This is a genomic window from Microcoleus sp. C2D2 (genome assembly GCF_036702495.1).
GTDB lineage: Bacteria > Cyanobacteriota > Cyanobacteriia > Cyanobacteriales > Microcoleaceae > Microcoleus.
In genome coordinates this window covers 42,942-58,626 of sequence record NZ_JAUBTO010000037.1, presented here as the reverse complement: position 1 = coordinate 58,626, position 15,685 = coordinate 42,942, and the positions used below count along the sequence as shown (strand labels likewise).

Sequence of the window (15,685 nt, the reverse complement as noted above, 5' to 3'; positions counted from 1 at the left end):
GATGAATACTTGCCAAAATGGAACTATAGAGCCGTACCTCAAACTTAGTAATTCATCAAGTTATTTATTTTTCAGTCCATACTTGCTTGATTTTGATAGATTATAGTTGGGGCAAACACTGCGATCGCACTCAGCACCCAAGATGTATCACCGTGAAGCTGGAATACCAGTTTACGTTCAAAGAATATTTAGAAGCTTGTAGAATTTCCACAAAATTAGAGACTTTCTCGGAAGTCGAGTTTTGGACTCGAGCTGTACTTATTGTGGGGGGAGGAATTGTCTATATTATCGCTGGCCCAAATCCCCTTTGGGGTTATTTCATTATCGGTTTTGGCATCTGCTACATCCCTATGGTGAAGTTCCTAGAGCGACGCAAGATCCTGTCGTTCGATAAAGGTTTCTTTTGGGTTTTGCTTTTCTTGGATATTAAATCTGCGCTCAAAGGGGAGATTTCATTCCAGCCTTTTTTGTTATTCGGGATAATTTTACAACTTGTTTATTGGAACTCTCAAATTTTTGGAGTCTTTCAACTCGGTAGGTGGATAGATAGAACTAATTTTTGGCACGAACTTGTTAGTCTACAAGTGACGGAATCTGGACTGGAGTTGGGAACGGCAAAGGTTAACATCACAGTCAATTGGGAATTTTACTCGCACTTCCTAGAGACAGAAAATTTGTTCGCTATCTATTTTTACGATTCTTCCAACATCCCTCATTTTTTCCCTAAACAGGCATTTAACCGAGAGCAGCGTCAAGTATTTAGAGAATTGCTATACAGCAAGATTCCGCGAGTCGAGCAGGCTTAAATTAAAAACAATGAACTTTGAGTTTCAACTGAATTATAATGATTACGAAGAACATCGTCGGGAGGATTTCAAAAAAACCTCAGAATCAGAAGGATCAGAAAAGCGAACCATTTATAAGTGGGTATTGTTAATAGGACTATTCTTTTTTTTGATGGGAATGCTCTCGCAAGAGAACGGCTTCTTAGTGGTGGGCGTTATTTTGTTGTCCATGCCTATTTTTTGTAAAATTTTTGTGCAGACAGGCGTAGAAGAAATATATGAAATATATGATGTGCAATCCGACATAGGCGTAGATCGACAGCGAGAGATGCCGAGCATCGCCAATTCGGCGAACTGCGGGCCACCTATGACTCTGGAAGTGATAGGAGAAGGGCTGGTACTTAATACTCCTACTTGGCAAGGGACTTTTAAATGGGAAAATTTTAAATTTTTTACTGAAACCATAAGTTTATTAGTAATCTATCCGGTGCCATCCCTCTATCCGGTGCCAAAATCGACTTTTATTATACCCAAGCGTGCATTCAGCGGTGAAGAGCAATTGTGGGATTTCCTCCAATTGCTGCACCACAAGCTCGGGAAACGCCGCTACAATTATTTAAAGAAAATGCCGACCAAATTCTTCAATCTAAAATCTAAAATCTAAAATCTAAAATAGAATGTGGGATTTCCTCCAATTGCTGCACCACAATATCGGGAAACGCCGCTACAATTATTTAAATAAAATGCAGGCCCAATTCTTCAATCTAAAATCTAAAATCTAAAATCTAAAATCGAATGATGGCACAAGTTTCGATCGACTCCTTGATTCAAGGGGCTATTTCAGGAGATTATATTGTCAGCTTTCCCACAGATACTGTACCCGCTTTGGCTGCGCGTCCCGATCGCTCGGAGTTGATTTTTGCAGCTAAACGCCGCAGTCAAGACAAACCGCTGATTTTGATGGCAGCATCGGCCGAGGCTTTGTGGCCTTACGTGCAGGGGAGTCCAGTAGACTTAATATTGTGGCAGCAAGTGGCCGCATCCTATTGGCCGGGGGCGTTAACTTTGGTACTGCCGGCTTCGGCAAAAGTCCCGGCGGCGATGAATTCGATCGACCCGAGTACAATAGGGCTACGAGTGCCCAACCTTCCCCTTGCCCTAAAGATTCTAGAGCAGACAGGCCCTTTGGCTACCACCAGTGCCAATTTATCCGGCCAACCGCCTCTGGAGTCGGTGGCAGAAATTGAGGCTCAGTTTCCGGAAGTCTTGACATTAGTTCCTTCTGAATTAGCAACAGGGACAACAGCTTCGAGTTTGCCTTCGACTGTGGCTAAATGGACTGGCAGCGAGTGGAAAATATTGCGACAGGGCGCGATCGAGTTAGAATGCTAAAAGCTAAACTCCAAGGCAAAGCAATATGGCGCCGATCGGCTGGAGCGACTTTATATATTTAGGTATGGGACTGGGACTGGGTGTGGGAAGCAGTTGGATTTGGCGCCTGCGGCAAAAAAGCTCGCAACAGCCCGAACCCGAACTCACAGTGCAGCCAACTCCTCAAGAAATTCACTTAGAGAAGTTTGATGCCCTTTGCGAGCAACTTAAGCAAACTCAATTGGCTTATCAGATGGCATCGGAGATGAGCCAATTTAAGGCGGGTTTTTTGGCTCGAACTTCTCACGAGTTGCGATCGCCGCTGAGCACTATGATTGGTACGCTGCAATTAATTCTCTCGGATTTGTGCGACGATCCTGCTGAGGAACGAGAGTTTGTCGAGCAAGCTCACGTCGCCGCACTCAAGCTGGTGAAATTGATAGATGAAATTATCTCTGTTGCTAAAACTGAACATGGCACTGACAGGATGGATATTGAGCCGATTCAGTTAGCTAAGGTTTTTGAGGAAGTTGATGATTTAACTTACTTGCAAGCTGCTAACCGGGGCATTCGTTTAGAGATATTGCCGCCCGATCCGGAGATTTATGTATTGGCAGATTTGCCGAGGTTTAGGCAAGTTTTAGTCAATTTGGTAGATACTGCTGTTGCTCAGATGGAGGAGGGCAGTATTTCTGTTTCTGCCCATGCTTCGCCGGCATCTGGATATGTTCACATTTGGGTGGACGATCAGCGTTCAGTTAGTGCTTGGAGCGAGTCTTGGGATTTGCTGAAGCACGATTTGGAGTGTGATGCTACTAAGAGCAGCGATAATTCTCTGGTGTCTTCTGGAATGAAGTTATTGATGAATCAGACTCTTTTAACTTTGATGAGCGGAAAGTTAGAGGTTCTGGCTGTGCCTTCTGACTCCGAAGAGTGCAATTTTAACCGGACTCAGTGTTCTATTCCTTTGGCAAATTCGTGAAGAAGGAAGTTCGGCAACGATCCGTGTACGGGATGTAACGGATTTAACGGATTTAACAGTCGGGAAGAGGGCAACGGATTTAACTGATTTAACGGAGGTAGGGAAGAGGTTGGGGGGAAGATGAAAGATGGAAATTATTTATAGGGAGTAAGGTGCGCAATGCGCACCCTACATATTATAGATTTCGGTGCAAGTTTTGTGCTTATTTAACAATTAGCAGTTAGCAATTCGCCCTTGCTAATTTCTAATTCGACAATCTCTTCTAGAAGCTGATTTTCAAGTACCATTGTGGTGCTAGCGTTTTTCTGAAAACCGATGCGCTCGTAGAAGCTTTGTTTGTAAGTTGTCATCAGGTAAACTCGCTCTACTCGGCACATTCGAGGGTGACTCAAGACGGTTTGCACTAATTGGCGGCCGAGTCCTGCACCTTGGTAATCCGGGTGAATGGCGACATCCCAGATGGTGGCTCGATAGATGCCGTCTGAGGTGGCTCTGGCAAAGCCGATCGCCCGCGAACCGTCCCAAACTGTAACAACTGGTTCGCTGTTGCCGATCGCAATTTCCCAATCTTCTATCTTGCGTTCCCTCGCCCAAAAGGCGGCTGCTTTAAATAGTTCTTGGATCTGTGCGATATCTGCGCGATCGCGACCTATACAAAATTGAATGTGACTGGAATCCCTAGTCGTTGATGTCATGCTCAATCTGCCTTCAAGTTGTATCTAAAGTGTGTTACTTTTACTGTCTTACCGGGTATAGTTGATTTTGCTGGGGAACAATCAATGATTTAATTCCCGATTTACAAAACTATTTTTATTTATACATATTTTTTTAATAATTTCGGTGATTATTAATACTTTTCGGGGTAGATTTTGTAAAAAAGTCTTTGACTCAGAATTCCCAACTTATAAGCTGTCGCGCATTTAAATTGTATATTCAGGGCGGGCGGGACGCCCACCCCACAAGACTTTGATTTTTTTTGACATACAATTTAAATGCAGAAAAGCTTACCTCATACCATTTGAGATTTGAGATTTTAGATTTTAGATGGGGAATGACTGATTTTGTATGGGTTGGGAGTAGGGGCGGGTTTTACCAACCATATCTAACGAATACCAAGAATCTAGATCGACCCGCCCCCCACCTACAGAGAAACCGGGTTTTTTCGTAGCAATACTTGGTTACAGCCCACCGAAACCGTAAAAACCCGGTTTCGAGGCATCGTTTATCAGTAAGTGAGAAATTGTAGGGTGCGTAATGGCTCAAGAATCATCTATCGAGAGAGGTATTGACTCCACGATAACAGCCGAAGATTGTGCTGTGGAGTCAATTCTCTAATCTCTAATCTCTAATCGAGTGAATCAGTTTTGCAGCCAGCGCGCGGCGTCTTTGGCGTGATAAGTCAAAATCAAATCAGTACCAGCACGCTTGAATCCTGTCAAAGTTTCCATCACTACTCTTTCTTCGTCTATCCAACCGTTGAGGGCGGCGGCTTTCACCATCGCATATTCTCCAGAAACGTTGTAAGCAGCAACTGGCAGGTTAGTTGCTTCCTTCACGCGCCAGATGATGTCCATGTAAGCTAAAGCGGGTTTAACCATGAGCATATCTGCGCCTTCGGCAATGTCGAGAGCAATTTCTTTAAGAGCTTCGCGGCCGTTTCCGGGGTCCATTTGATAGGTGCGCCGATCGCCAAATTGCGGAGCAGAATCGGCCGCATCTCGGAACGGGCCATAATAAGCTGAGGCGTATTTTGCCGCGTAAGACATGATGGGAATATCTTCAAACCCAGCAGAGTCCAATCCTTGGCGAATTGCTCCGACAAAACCGTCCATCATTCCCGAAGGTGCGATAATATCGGCACCGGCTTTAGCTTGAGCAACGGCGGTTTTCTTGAGCAATTCTAGTGTCGGATCGTTCAATACGCGGCCGCTTAAATCTCCGACTTCCAAATAGCCGCAGTGACCGTGACTGGTATATTCGCACAGACAAGTATCGACCATGACGATTAAATCTGGTACGGCTTTTTTAACTGCTTCGGTCGCTTGTTGGACGATGCCGCAGTCGTGCCAAGCACCTGTAGCGTCTGTATCTTTGTCTGCGGGAATGCCGAATAAAATAATCGCGGGAATGCCGAGGTCGTAGACTTCTTTTGCTTCTTCTACTATTTTGTCTACCGATAGTTGGTAGACTCCGGGCATCGATTTAACTTCTTTGGCAAAAGCTTCCCCCGGTACGGCAAATAAGGGGTAAATTAAATCGCTGGTTGTCAAGATATTTTCGCGTACCATCCGGCGGAGTTGGGGATGGTTGCGGAGGCGGCGGGGGCGGTGAGTTGGAAACATAATGTTTTTTTTACGGTAGATAAAGCCCTGTTTTCTAGGACTCGCGGCGTTTCTTTAAAAGTCTAGAGCTTATTGTTGGCCGATCGCCCTCTACTTAAGTAAACTTCTGTAAAACCCGCGATGTCCCTTATTCTTCGTCAGGGATGCAAGTGCTTTCGGGCCTTTCCCGTTCCCAGACAGATCCCGTCCCGGTGCTTCACCGGATCGGTTGGTACGGATATCTCGCTGGCTTCACACCTGCAACCAGCCTGCCCAGAAGCGAGAATAAACTGTAAATTATAAATGTATCGAATAGTAACGGTCTTATGTACAAGCAACTACTTTCAAAGATCAAACCGCTTTTGAAATCACTATTCGCGATCGGTCTGGTACTGACGCTAGCCCTCGGTAACGCTGACGGAGCTCTGGCAGCCCGCAGCGGAGGACGCATCGGGGGCGGATCTTTTAGAGCTCCGGCGCGCAGTTACTCATCGCCGAGCCGCACTTACGCGCCGCCGTCCGGGGGTTACTACCCGGGCGGCGGCTTTGGCGGCGGTTTCGGTTTCCCGTTCTTGCTGCCGTTTTTTGGCTTTGGGGGCGGGTTTGGCGGCCTGTTCTCGATTTTGATTTTTATCTCGATCGCTAATTTCCTCGTCCAAAGCTTCCGCCGCGCCGGGGGCGGCACTGACGAACTCGGCAACAGCGCCCCTACTACCACTGTATCTGTCGCCCGCTTGCAAGTCGGTTTGCTAGCAGAGGCCCGTGGTTTGCAAGCCGAACTCGACTCCCTAGCGCTAAAAGCGGATACCGATACCGCTGCGGGTCGCGCTCAAGTGCTGCAAGAATCTACTCTGGCGCTGCTGCGGCATCCTGAATACTGGGCTTACGCGGGCGCTGAATCTGTGCAAACTCGCTTGGAAGCAGCCGAAGCTAAGTTTAATCAATTTTCTTTGGCAGAACGCAGCAAATTTACTGAAGAAACGCTCTCGAATTATAACAACCAGCTCCTGCAAGCAGGGAGCAGCAAGATCCTGCCAGGTTTGCAGGAAAATGGTGCGCTGGTTGCTTCTGATTTGAATTCCGATCCCGGGGAATTTATTGTGGTGACGGTAATTGTCGGTACTCAAGGCAAATTGCAATTGCCAGCCGTGAAAAACTCTGAAGATTTGCGCCAAGCTTTGCGCCAGATTGGGGGAGTCTCAAGCGAGCAGTTGCTGGCGGTTGAGGTGCTGTGGACTCCTCAAGCGAACGGGGACACTCTGACTGCTGACGATATGTTGGCCGGCTATCCTGATTTGCGATCGATTTAGTAAGCAAGACTGGGCGCGGAGCATTGTCTGCCGCGCCCGAGCCCGCAGCAAAGCTGTGCGGGCGAACCCAATTGCTTTTGAGACGGGCATGAAGCAGGATTTTGTCTAAGCCGATCTACCTAAAAAAGATTGTTTAACAAATGCTAGTATTGAAAGATTATGATTCTGTTTGATTTATCTTCTGCTATTGCCAAGGCCGACCCTAGAAAAGTTTTGCCAAGAAGTTAGGCAGGATAAAAAAAACTGATTGAGTCAGGAGTGACTGCTTCGGAAGAAGTTGCGACCGGGTGTACTCTAAATTTTATATAAAGAAGAAGCGATCGGGAGCTAAACTTATGGCCGACAGCAGCAGAAAAAAAGCCCTTTTCATTTTGAGCCAGTTAAATAACGACGATATTGACTGGATCGTCCAAAAAGGTAAAAAGGAAGTTCTAGATCCGGGCGCGATTTTAATCCATGAAGGGAGACAGATAGATGCGCTATACATTGTTTTGGATGGGAGTTTGAGCGTATTGATCGAGGCTGAGCAGACTAAAGAACTTGCTAAAATAGCCAGGGGAGAACTTGTCGGAGAAATTTCTTTCATTGATAGCCGTCCTCCTTTGGCAACGGTGAAGGCGGTGGAAGAAACTCACTTGCTGTCAATTCCCAGGCGGCAGTTAGTAATCAAACTTCAACAGGATATGGGCTTTGCTTCCCGGTTTTATTATGGAATTTCACTGTGTCTGGCAGACAGGATGCGCGGTACGATCAGACATATAGAATACGGTCGCAATATTGAATTAGATAAACCAGATTTTGAACGGGAGGATATAAATCCTAACGTCCTGGAAAATTTGGCGCTAGCTGAGGCTAAGTTTAATTGGCTGAGGGAAAATGTTAAGGCTTGAGTAATTTTAAGGCGTTTTTGAGTTGGGTGTGAAAAGTTGCCAATACATACGGTAATTTATCATCGAGGTAAACTCTCAAGTCTAAAAACCGGAGTCGAAAGCAAAAAAGGGGCTGGTTTTACCGGAAATATCGATCGATAACTGCCGGAACTATAAAAACCTGCCCCTTTGCTTTACAGTTGCAACCTCGCGCGCCCAAATGCAACTACCAACCACACAATCTAGATAATTCCCGGTCCTTTGCCGCGGGTGTCTTCATCCATTGTCAGTTTTCCTTCCTCGCCTTTTTTATCTTTGACTTCAGCGAGAATTCGAGCGCGTTCTTGGGCTTCGGCTTCCTCTTCGGCTCTCAAATCGCCCGGTTCGTTGATGTACATTTCCGGTTCGATCGCGTAATTGTTAACCAGACCTTCTTTGTCTACTGTATAACCATCTGTAGTGTGAATGCTTTCGTCATCAGTTTGGTCATCAGTTTTTGCACTTTTCTGCTTCCCTTCGGTGGTTGGGTGCATGAAGTTGGACCCTTCGCGTTCTTGCCGCGCTGCTGTCTCGGCAGGAGTAATGCCCCTGTCGTAGTGGGGGGCTTCCATATTAGCTTCGATTTGTTCGTCTGCCGGTGTTGATTTGCTAATTTCTTTTTCGGGCGGTGTTGGTTGGCGATTAGTCATGATTTTTTCCTGAGTTATCTTTACAAAAAGATGTTTGGCTTATGTTTAAATATTAAGTCTAAGCTAGCTCATTCACAAACTATCTTTGGTTATAGTTTTCGAGAACTTGCTGTTATAGCAGATGTTGAAGGAAGAAGGTAGAAGGAAGAAGGTTTTATTTATCTAGGAGAAAAGGAAGAAGCAATCTTCCGCAAGGGTTTCAGCAATTAAGAACGTCCTAACTGTCAGGGCGGTTGCTATATGAAAAATAGATTTATTGAGTCTTTCTCAAGACTGATAAAATTCTCTCTTCCTTGAAGTTTTCACAGTCGGCGAGTATTTGACATCTATCTAAAGGTAGATAATTGGGAATTGGTAATTGAGAATTGGCAATTGGGAGCATGACTAATGACTAATCACTAATGACTAATGACTAATGACTAATCACTAATGACTAATGACTAATGACTTCTTTTATGCTTCTTTATAGAAGCGGATGATTTCGCGGACGTGGTTGAGAAATTGTCCGTCCTCGGTGAGTTGGGCGATCGCACTTTCTGCATCTCTTGCGAGTTTAGTGTGTTCTGCCTGATTTGTCGATCGCAAAGATTGTAGAGATGCGGCTAAATTAGTTAATTCTATTTTGGTGGCTTGTTGCTCCCGCTCTTGGACAGCAGCCCAAGAATTCGGATCGTCTGAATTTAATTGAGCGGTCAAATTTCTAACTTTAGATTCTAACTCTGCAAAGCGGCTGCGGAGTTCGACAATATCTTCGCGGGGGTGCAAAAATTGGCTGCTGATAGTTGTCAGCCGCTGGGCTAAATACTGATAACCTCGGATAGCTGGACGCAGTACAGTTAACAGCAGTGCAGCACCGGAACTGAGATAGCCAATAGCACTAATTCCGGTGGCGGCTAGGGCGTAAAGTGCGATCGCGCTAAACAGGTGAAGTCCGATCGCCACAAAGAGCGATCGGCTAACTAATACAGTAACGTATTTGAGTTGTTCCCGATCGACAGCAATGTTTTTTTTAGTAGATTCGGCAGCTTGCGCTAAAACTTCTTTTGCTTCAAAATGGATATTCCAGGGAACTGTAACTATCAGCAACAGCCATTCAAAAATAGCAATGGCAATTACCCAATCAATAAAACTGCCGGCGGAGACGTGCAGCCATTGCAGAATGGCAAAAACTAGCAGCAAAAATATGCCTGTGCCCGCACCGAAACCTGCAAAACTGTAATACATAGCGATTGCCTTGGTGGAATGTTGTTTTGATTGTGGGTAGGTTGTTTAGGTATGTAGGAATAAGCTGTGACAGTTAAGGAATCGTCCTATTGCTCCCGGTTCATTAGTTATGAGTAATAGTGCGGGGCAAGGGTTGATAGAAACCTGATTTTTTCCCACAAATACTTGCTCTACCTCAATCGTGGAATGTTATTTTCATTGTGGATAGGTTGTTTAGATGTGGAGGTATAAGCTGTGACAGTTAAGTAATCGTCCTCTTAAACCCAGTTTATTAGTGATTAGTAATACTCCGGGACACCAGGGTTTCCAGAGCCCTGGTTTGTTTCAGGAAAATACACCGACTTTAACCCATCAATAAGAGTTAAATGAAACGGTTTATTTTTTGGGAGGGCGTAAGTCCTCAATAATTAGTCATTGGAAATTAAGGATAGCGACACGAAAAAAGTTTACAATGTAAGAAAATCTAAACGAATCACAACCTCTGCGATTGCTTCATTTCACTCGCTTTTGACTACTTATGTTTGGCGCAGTTCATCTACTTAGCGATCGGGATGAAGTCACTTTCTCCCCAACTCATACCATTTGAGATTTGAGATTTGAGAGGTGAGAAGGGGAATGGCTGATTATGTATGGGTTTGCACCTTGTCTACAGTTGCATTCATCTTTTGAACTGGTATCACTCACGGCGTTACGCATGGGGACGAACCCAGCAATCTCAAAACGATCCCCTCTATCGATTTTTCTTTTCCAGAGCAGCTAAATCACCTGTGGCTGAGATAAACTGATTTGGAAGTAGATCGGGCGTTTTGCAAGTTGCCTCTCTGTAACCGAGACACTGCTACTGCAACCTGTCATCAGCCACAGCAAAATAGGTGCCAAAATTAACTCTACAGTCTCCAATTTCCATTAACGGCGCGTCTACCATCTAAAATCAAAAGTCAGCAGCAAGGACAAACCGATGGCGAACTCAACTCTTGGCATAGAAAATCAACTTTACGATTATCTGTTATCTATTTCTCTGCGGGAACCCGATATTCTCGCTTCACTACGGGAAGAAACTGCTAAGCATCCTATGGCTAGGATGCAGATAGCTCCCGAACAAGGTCAGTTTATGGAGCTGCTGGTGCAGCTTATGGGAGCGAAAAAAACCCTAGAAATAGGGGTTTTTACTGGTTATAGCTCGCTGTGCGTAGCTTTAGCGCTGCCTCCTAACGGTCAAATTATTGCTTGCGATGTCAGCGAGGAATATACTGCGATCGCGCGACGCTATTGGGAAGCTGCGGGTGTCGCCAACAAGATTTCTTTGCAGTTGGGCCCAGCAATAAATACTCTCGACAAACTAATAGCCGAGGGACAAGCAGGAACCTTTGATTTTGCCTTCATCGACGCCGATAAAGAAAATTATGAGGCTTATTTTGAGCGATCGCTGCAACTTGTACGCAATGGCGGTTTAATTGTAATTGACAACGTTCTGTGGTCGGGACGAGTTGCTGACCCTCAAGTACAAGACGAAAGTACCACCGCCATTCGCACTTTTAACGACAAATTGCGCCACGATCCCAGAGTTACTCTCAGTGTTGTCCCCATTGCTGACGGGCTGACTTTGGCATTGAAACGCCGCTGGGCTACTATGATGGAACCTGAACAGCATAATTAAAGAATTGTTTGCGGTTTGCGGTTCTTTTTAAAATTGCCACAAACTGCTAACTAATTATTCAAGAAGATACAACTCAGTTTTATATATAGAGTAAGGTGTGCAATGCGCTCCCTAGAAACTCAAAAGTATAGAGTAAGGTGCGCAATGCGTACCCTAGAGAATGATTTATTTTTTAGTTAATCAGAGGCGCAAATGCTGGGTTCAAATTTGCAGGTAAAATTACCGATTCACGAAACTTTTCAGTGTACTGTTCAAGGCGAAGGTTACTGGACGGGGACTTTAGTTGATTTTATCAGATTGGCCGGTTGCCCTGTGCGGTGTCCTTGGTGCGACACGGGTTACGCAAATGGGGGCAAAGGTTTGCCCTCTGTGCCGCAGTCGATCGCACAATTGCTCGCTCAATTGCAGTCTCCGAGGGTTGTCATTACTGGCGGCGAACCTTTCATTCACCGGGATTTGCCGGAGTTAGTTGAAGCTTTGTTACAAGCTGACAAGCAGGTGAGTATTGAAACTTCGGGCGCTTGCTGGCAGGATGTTTCTCCCCAGGCTTGGATTACTCTTTCTCCTAAGGAACACGTTAATCCTAAATATCCGGTGCAAGAGCGTTTCTGGACTAGAGCTAATGAAATTAAGTTGGTGGTTAGCACTGGCGAAGAAGTTGAATTTTACAACAATAATTTGCAAAAAAATGTTAAAAGCCAGGTTTTTTTGCAACCGGAATGGAACTCGAAAGAATCAGCAATTCCGATTATATTAGAAGTCCTAAAAAAGAATCCTAGTTACAGGTTATCTTTGCAAACTCACAAGTTTATTGGCGTGCAATAATTGGATTATTTTGACACAGATAGCAGCCGATGGGCGGAGCGAAGCAAAGAAAGTACATCGCCCTACTATTCGTATAAGTATGTGCTAAAATTAAGGCAGTAATTTATTGTATTATGAAAGTTATGCAAGCAGCTACTGAAAATCAAATGGGAAAAGTTATCGCAACCCTAGTAATTACGAATCGGATCGATGAAGCTAAAGCAGAAGATGGTCTGATCCCAATCGAGCAAGTGAGGTCTGTTACTCTAGAAAATGTTTGGGTGGATACGGGCGCGACTACTTTGTGTTTGCCTAAAGATGTCATCGCCAGACTGGGTTTGAAAATCCTCAAGCAAGTGGTTGTGGAAACAGCCACGGGTATTAGTGAGGCGAGGATTTTTCGGGATGCTTCGATTTCTCTGTGCGGGCGCGAAGGGACTTTTGAGTGTTTGGAATTGCCAGAGGGGAAAACGCCACTTTTAGGCGTAATTCCGATGGAAGCGCTGGGAATTGAAGTGGATTTGAAGCATCAAAGTTTGAAGGTTTTGCCCGACGGGCCGACGGAAACTTATTTGACAATTCTTTGATATTCTTGAGTTTGGATGCCAGCAATTCGATCGGCAGCGCTAAGATGGTTAAGCACTGTTTTGCACTACTCTCATGTCCCAACGCGCCGAAACCTCAAACAGCCAGCCAAGTGCATCCCGCAACGGGCATAATGTGACGAATGCTCACTCTAACAACCAAAATACGATTCGGGTTCGCGGTGCCAGACAGCACAACCTGAAAAATATCGATCTGGAACTGCCGCGCGATCGACTGATCGTTTTTACTGGCGTCTCGGGTTCTGGTAAGTCTTCCCTCGCTTTCGATACAATTTTTGCCGAGGGACAGCGCCGCTACGTCGAGTCTCTCAGCGCTTACGCGCGCCAGTTTTTGGGACAGTTGGACAAACCCGATGTGGACGCGATTGAAGGCTTGAGTCCGGCTATTTCGATCGACCAAAAGTCAACGTCTCACAACCCGCGATCGACTGTTGGCACTGTTACAGAAATTTACGATTATCTCAGATTGCTCTACGGCAGAGCCGGCGAACCGCACTGTCCGATTTGCGATCGCTGCATTGCGCCGCAGACAATTGATGAAATGTGCGATCGAGTCATGGCACTTCCAGACGGCACTCGCTTTCACCTTCTGGCACCAGTTGTGCGCGGAAAAAAAGGCACTCACCGCAAATTATTGTCGAGTTTAGCTGCGGAAGGATTTATTCGCGTCAAAGTTAACGGAGAAATTTTAGAACTTTCGGAAAATATCGAATTAGATAAAAATCTAACGCACAATATCGAGATAGTTGTCGATCGGTTAATTAAAAAACCCGGTTTAGAAGAACGTTTAGTTGATTCTCTGGCAACTTGTTTGCGCCATTCAGAGGGAATTGCGATAATTGAAGAGTTACCGACTGATGAAAATTCCGAACCACAGGGGCCGATCGTATTTTCCGAAAACTTTGCTTGTCCCGAACACGGCGCGGTAATGGAGGAACTTTCACCCAGGTTATTTTCTTTTAATTCGCCTTACGGCGCGTGTCCGAACTGCCACGGTTTGGGAAGTTTGCGGACTTTTGCGCCGGAGTTGGTAGTTCCCGACGAGAAAGCGCCTGTTTATTGTGCGATCGCGCCTTGGTCTGACAAAGACAATTCTTATTATCTTTCTTTGCTTTTCAGTATTGCTGAGACTTGCGGGTTTGATATCGACACTCCTTGGTATCGATTAAAGCCCGAACACCAGCGGGTAATTTTGTACGGCAATGAGTCCAAGCGCACCGCAGAAAGTAAAAAGCGCGACGGCAGCACTGATTTGAGGAGAGATTTTAATGGCGTGATTGCCATGTTGCAGCGCCAGTACGACGATACTGGTTCTGATTTGATCAAGCAGAAGTTGGAACAGTATCGGGTCGATCGCTTTTGCGAGGTTTGTCACGGCAAGCGCTTGAAAACCGAGGCGCTTTCGGTGCGGTTGGGACAGTACGGAATTGTGGATTTAACCAGTATTTCGATTCGCGAATGCCGCGAACGAGTAAATAATTTGGGATTGAGCGATCGGCAGTTCCAAATATCCGATTTAGCCCTGAGAGAAATCAAAGCAAGGCTGCAATTTTTGCTCGATGTCGGGTTAGATTACCTGACTTTAGACCGCGCAGCAATGACGCTTTCTGGCGGAGAAGCCCAGCGAATTCGGCTAGCGACTCAAATCGGTTCTGGTTTGACGGGGGTACTCTACGTTTTGGACGAACCCAGCATCGGACTGCACCAAAGAGACAACTTTCGCCTGCTGCAAACCTTAACAAAATTGCGCGATTTAGGCAATACTTTGATTGTCGTAGAACACGATGAAGAAACCATGCGAGCGGCCGACCACATTGTCGATATCGGGCCCGGCGCCGGCGTTCACGGTGGCAAAATTATCTCGCAAGGAAGTTTAGGAGACTTGCTGGCGGCCGAGGAATCTTTGACCGGGGCTTATTTGTCGGGAAAGCGAGTAATTGAAACGCCTAATGAAAGGAGAAAAGGCAACGGCAAAGCTCTCTCAATCATAAATGCGACGCGCAACAATTTAAAAAATATCGATGTCGAAATTCCCCTGGGAAAACTCGTCTGCGTGACAGGCGTTTCCGGTTCGGGAAAATCAACTTTAATCAATGAATTGCTGTACCCGTCGCTGCAACACTATCTCACCAAAAAAGTGCCTTTACCGCCCGATATGGAAGCCCTCAAAACGAAGGGGGAACGCTCTTTAGACGATGTGGTTGATAAGGTAATTGTCATCGATCAATCTCCCATCGGCCGCACTCCGCGTTCTAATCCCGCTACTTACACGGGAGTCTTTGATGTGATTCGCGATTTGTTTGCCGAAAGCATTGAAGCGAAGGCAAGAGGTTACAAAGCGGGGCAGTTTTCTTTTAACGTTAAAGGGGGAAGGTGCGAAGCTTGCGGCGGCCAAGGGGTGAACGTGATTTCGATGAATTTTCTGCCGGATGTTTACGTGCAGTGCGAGGTTTGCAAGGGTGCACGGTACAACCGGGAAACGCTGCAAGTGAAGTACAAAGGCAAGTCGATTTCTGATGTTTTGAACATGACTGTAGAGGAATCTTTGGAGATGTTTAAAAATATTCCCAGGGCGGGCGCCAGACTGCAAACTTTGGTTGATGTTGGTTTGGGTTACATTCAGTTGGGACAGCCGGCGCCGACGCTTTCTGGGGGCGAAGCGCAGCGGGTAAAATTGGCAACGGAACTGTCGCGCCGCGCTACTGGGAAGACGCTTTATTTAATCGATGAACCGACGACGGGTTTGTCGTTTTATGATGTTCACCATTTGTTAAATGTGCTGCAAAGATTGGTGGATAAGGGTAATTCAATTTTGGTAATCGAACACAATTTAGATGTGATTCGGTGCTGCGATTGGGCGATCGATTTGGGGCCGGAAGGGGGAGATAAGGGCGGCGAAATTATTGTGGCGGGGACGCCGGAGGAGGTGGCGGCAAATCAGAGGTCTTATACTGGGAAGTATTTGCAAGCTGTTTTGCAGCAGCATCCTTTGGGGGAGGCTGTAGCCGTTAGTTAATACTAACAGGAATTACGCAATTCTCATAATTAGTAAGGTGCGTCAGATATTT

14 protein-coding genes are annotated in these 15,685 nt (G+C 45.8%); 10 read left to right on the top strand and 4 right to left on the bottom strand.

Translation table 11 applies throughout. From position 1 onward, the window contains the following. Positions 1-152: 152 nt before the first annotated feature. The 4 genes from QUB61_RS14690 (at position 153) to QUB61_RS14675 (ending at position 3,138) form a co-directional block, all read left to right on the top strand. A complete protein-coding gene (locus QUB61_RS14690) occupies positions 153-806 on the top strand; it encodes a YcxB family protein (RefSeq protein ID WP_333129356.1) in 654 nt (217 codons plus the stop codon). Positions 807-816: 10 nt separating this feature from the next. Next, positions 817-1,449: a hypothetical protein gene (locus QUB61_RS14685; RefSeq protein WP_333129354.1), complete on the top strand. Its 633-nt coding sequence runs from the start codon at positions 817-819 to the stop codon at positions 1,447-1,449. Between the two features lie 134 nt (positions 1,450-1,583). Beyond that, on the top strand, positions 1,584-2,177 hold the full coding sequence (locus QUB61_RS14680) for an L-threonylcarbamoyladenylate synthase (protein ID WP_333129361.1): 594 nt from the start codon (positions 1,584-1,586) through the stop codon (positions 2,175-2,177). A 25-nt stretch (positions 2,178-2,202) separates the two neighbouring features. Then, positions 2,203-3,138, top strand: a complete 936-nt coding sequence (locus tag QUB61_RS14675) for a HAMP domain-containing sensor histidine kinase (RefSeq protein ID WP_333129351.1) — start codon at positions 2,203-2,205, stop codon at positions 3,136-3,138. Positions 3,139-3,344: 206 nt separating this feature from the next. Here QUB61_RS14675 and QUB61_RS14670 read toward each other — a convergent pair whose 3' ends face one another. Together QUB61_RS14670 and hemB are read right to left on the bottom strand one after the other, a co-directional pair. Next, entirely contained in the window at positions 3,345-3,833 is a 489-nt protein-coding gene (locus QUB61_RS14670) for a GNAT family N-acetyltransferase (RefSeq protein WP_333129348.1), read from the bottom strand. 663 nt (positions 3,834-4,496) lie between these two features. Next, entirely contained in the window at positions 4,497-5,480 is a 984-nt protein-coding gene (gene hemB / locus QUB61_RS14665; protein ID WP_333129346.1) for a porphobilinogen synthase, read from the bottom strand. Between the two features lie 305 nt (positions 5,481-5,785). Between hemB and QUB61_RS14660 the strand changes: the two genes are divergently transcribed. Together QUB61_RS14660 and QUB61_RS14655 are read left to right on the top strand one after the other, a co-directional pair. Continuing rightward, positions 5,786-6,769: a DUF1517 domain-containing protein gene (locus QUB61_RS14660; RefSeq protein WP_333129344.1), complete on the top strand. Its 984-nt coding sequence runs from the start codon at positions 5,786-5,788 to the stop codon at positions 6,767-6,769. A 287-nt stretch (positions 6,770-7,056) separates the two neighbouring features. Further along, positions 7,057-7,659: a cyclic nucleotide-binding domain-containing protein gene (locus QUB61_RS14655; protein ID WP_333129341.1), complete on the top strand. Its 603-nt coding sequence runs from the start codon at positions 7,057-7,059 to the stop codon at positions 7,657-7,659. A gap of 221 nt (positions 7,660-7,880) precedes the next feature. Here the strand turns inward: QUB61_RS14655 and QUB61_RS14650 are convergent, their stop codons facing one another. Continuing rightward, positions 7,881-8,327: a hypothetical protein gene (locus QUB61_RS14650; RefSeq protein ID WP_333129339.1), complete on the bottom strand. Its 447-nt coding sequence runs from the start codon at positions 8,325-8,327 to the stop codon at positions 7,881-7,883. A 453-nt stretch (positions 8,328-8,780) separates the two neighbouring features. Beyond that, positions 8,781-9,551 (bottom strand): hypothetical protein, encoded by a 771-nt coding sequence (locus QUB61_RS14645; protein ID WP_333129337.1) that lies wholly within the window; start codon positions 9,549-9,551, stop codon positions 8,781-8,783. Positions 9,552-10,509: 958 nt separating this feature from the next. On the opposite strand from QUB61_RS14645, the gene QUB61_RS14640 reads away from it, so the two are divergent. From QUB61_RS14640 to uvrA, 4 genes are all read left to right on the top strand, one after another. After that, complete coding sequence (locus tag QUB61_RS14640; protein WP_333129335.1) at positions 10,510-11,208, top strand: class I SAM-dependent methyltransferase; 699 nt, start codon at positions 10,510-10,512, stop codon at positions 11,206-11,208. 192 nt (positions 11,209-11,400) lie between these two features. Next, complete coding sequence (locus QUB61_RS14635; protein WP_333129333.1) at positions 11,401-12,033, top strand: 7-carboxy-7-deazaguanine synthase QueE; 633 nt, start codon at positions 11,401-11,403, stop codon at positions 12,031-12,033. A 122-nt stretch (positions 12,034-12,155) separates the two neighbouring features. Continuing rightward, positions 12,156-12,599, top strand: a complete 444-nt coding sequence (locus QUB61_RS14630; protein WP_333129360.1) for a retroviral-like aspartic protease family protein — start codon at positions 12,156-12,158, stop codon at positions 12,597-12,599. 73 nt (positions 12,600-12,672) lie between these two features. Beyond that, positions 12,673-15,633, top strand: coding sequence for an excinuclease ABC subunit UvrA (gene uvrA, locus QUB61_RS14625; protein ID WP_333129331.1), 2,961 nt, complete (start codon positions 12,673-12,675; stop codon positions 15,631-15,633). Positions 15,634-15,685: the final 52 nt, after the last annotated feature.

Coding starts and splice junctions, on each gene's coding strand:
- QUB61_RS14685 (WP_333129354.1), top strand. CDS start 817: ATGAACTTTGAGTTTCAACTGAATTATAATGATTACGAAGAACATCGT.
- QUB61_RS14680 (WP_333129361.1), top strand. CDS start 1,584: ATGGCACAAGTTTCGATCGACTCCTTGATTCAAGGGGCTATTTCAGGA.
- QUB61_RS14675 (WP_333129351.1), top strand. CDS start 2,203: ATGGCGCCGATCGGCTGGAGCGACTTTATATATTTAGGTATGGGACTG.
- QUB61_RS14670 (WP_333129348.1), bottom strand. CDS start 3,833: ATGACATCAACGACTAGGGATTCCAGTCACATTCAATTTTGTATAGGT.
- hemB (WP_333129346.1), bottom strand. CDS start 5,480: ATGTTTCCAACTCACCGCCCCCGCCGCCTCCGCAACCATCCCCAACTC.
- QUB61_RS14660 (WP_333129344.1), top strand. CDS start 5,786: ATGTACAAGCAACTACTTTCAAAGATCAAACCGCTTTTGAAATCACTA.
- QUB61_RS14650 (WP_333129339.1), bottom strand. CDS start 8,327: ATGACTAATCGCCAACCAACACCGCCCGAAAAAGAAATTAGCAAATCA.
- QUB61_RS14645 (WP_333129337.1), bottom strand. CDS start 9,551: ATGTATTACAGTTTTGCAGGTTTCGGTGCGGGCACAGGCATATTTTTG.
- QUB61_RS14640 (WP_333129335.1), top strand. CDS start 10,510: ATGGCGAACTCAACTCTTGGCATAGAAAATCAACTTTACGATTATCTG.
- QUB61_RS14635 (WP_333129333.1), top strand. CDS start 11,401: ATGCTGGGTTCAAATTTGCAGGTAAAATTACCGATTCACGAAACTTTT.
- QUB61_RS14630 (WP_333129360.1), top strand. CDS start 12,156: ATGCAAGCAGCTACTGAAAATCAAATGGGAAAAGTTATCGCAACCCTA.
- uvrA (WP_333129331.1), top strand. CDS start 12,673: ATGTCCCAACGCGCCGAAACCTCAAACAGCCAGCCAAGTGCATCCCGC.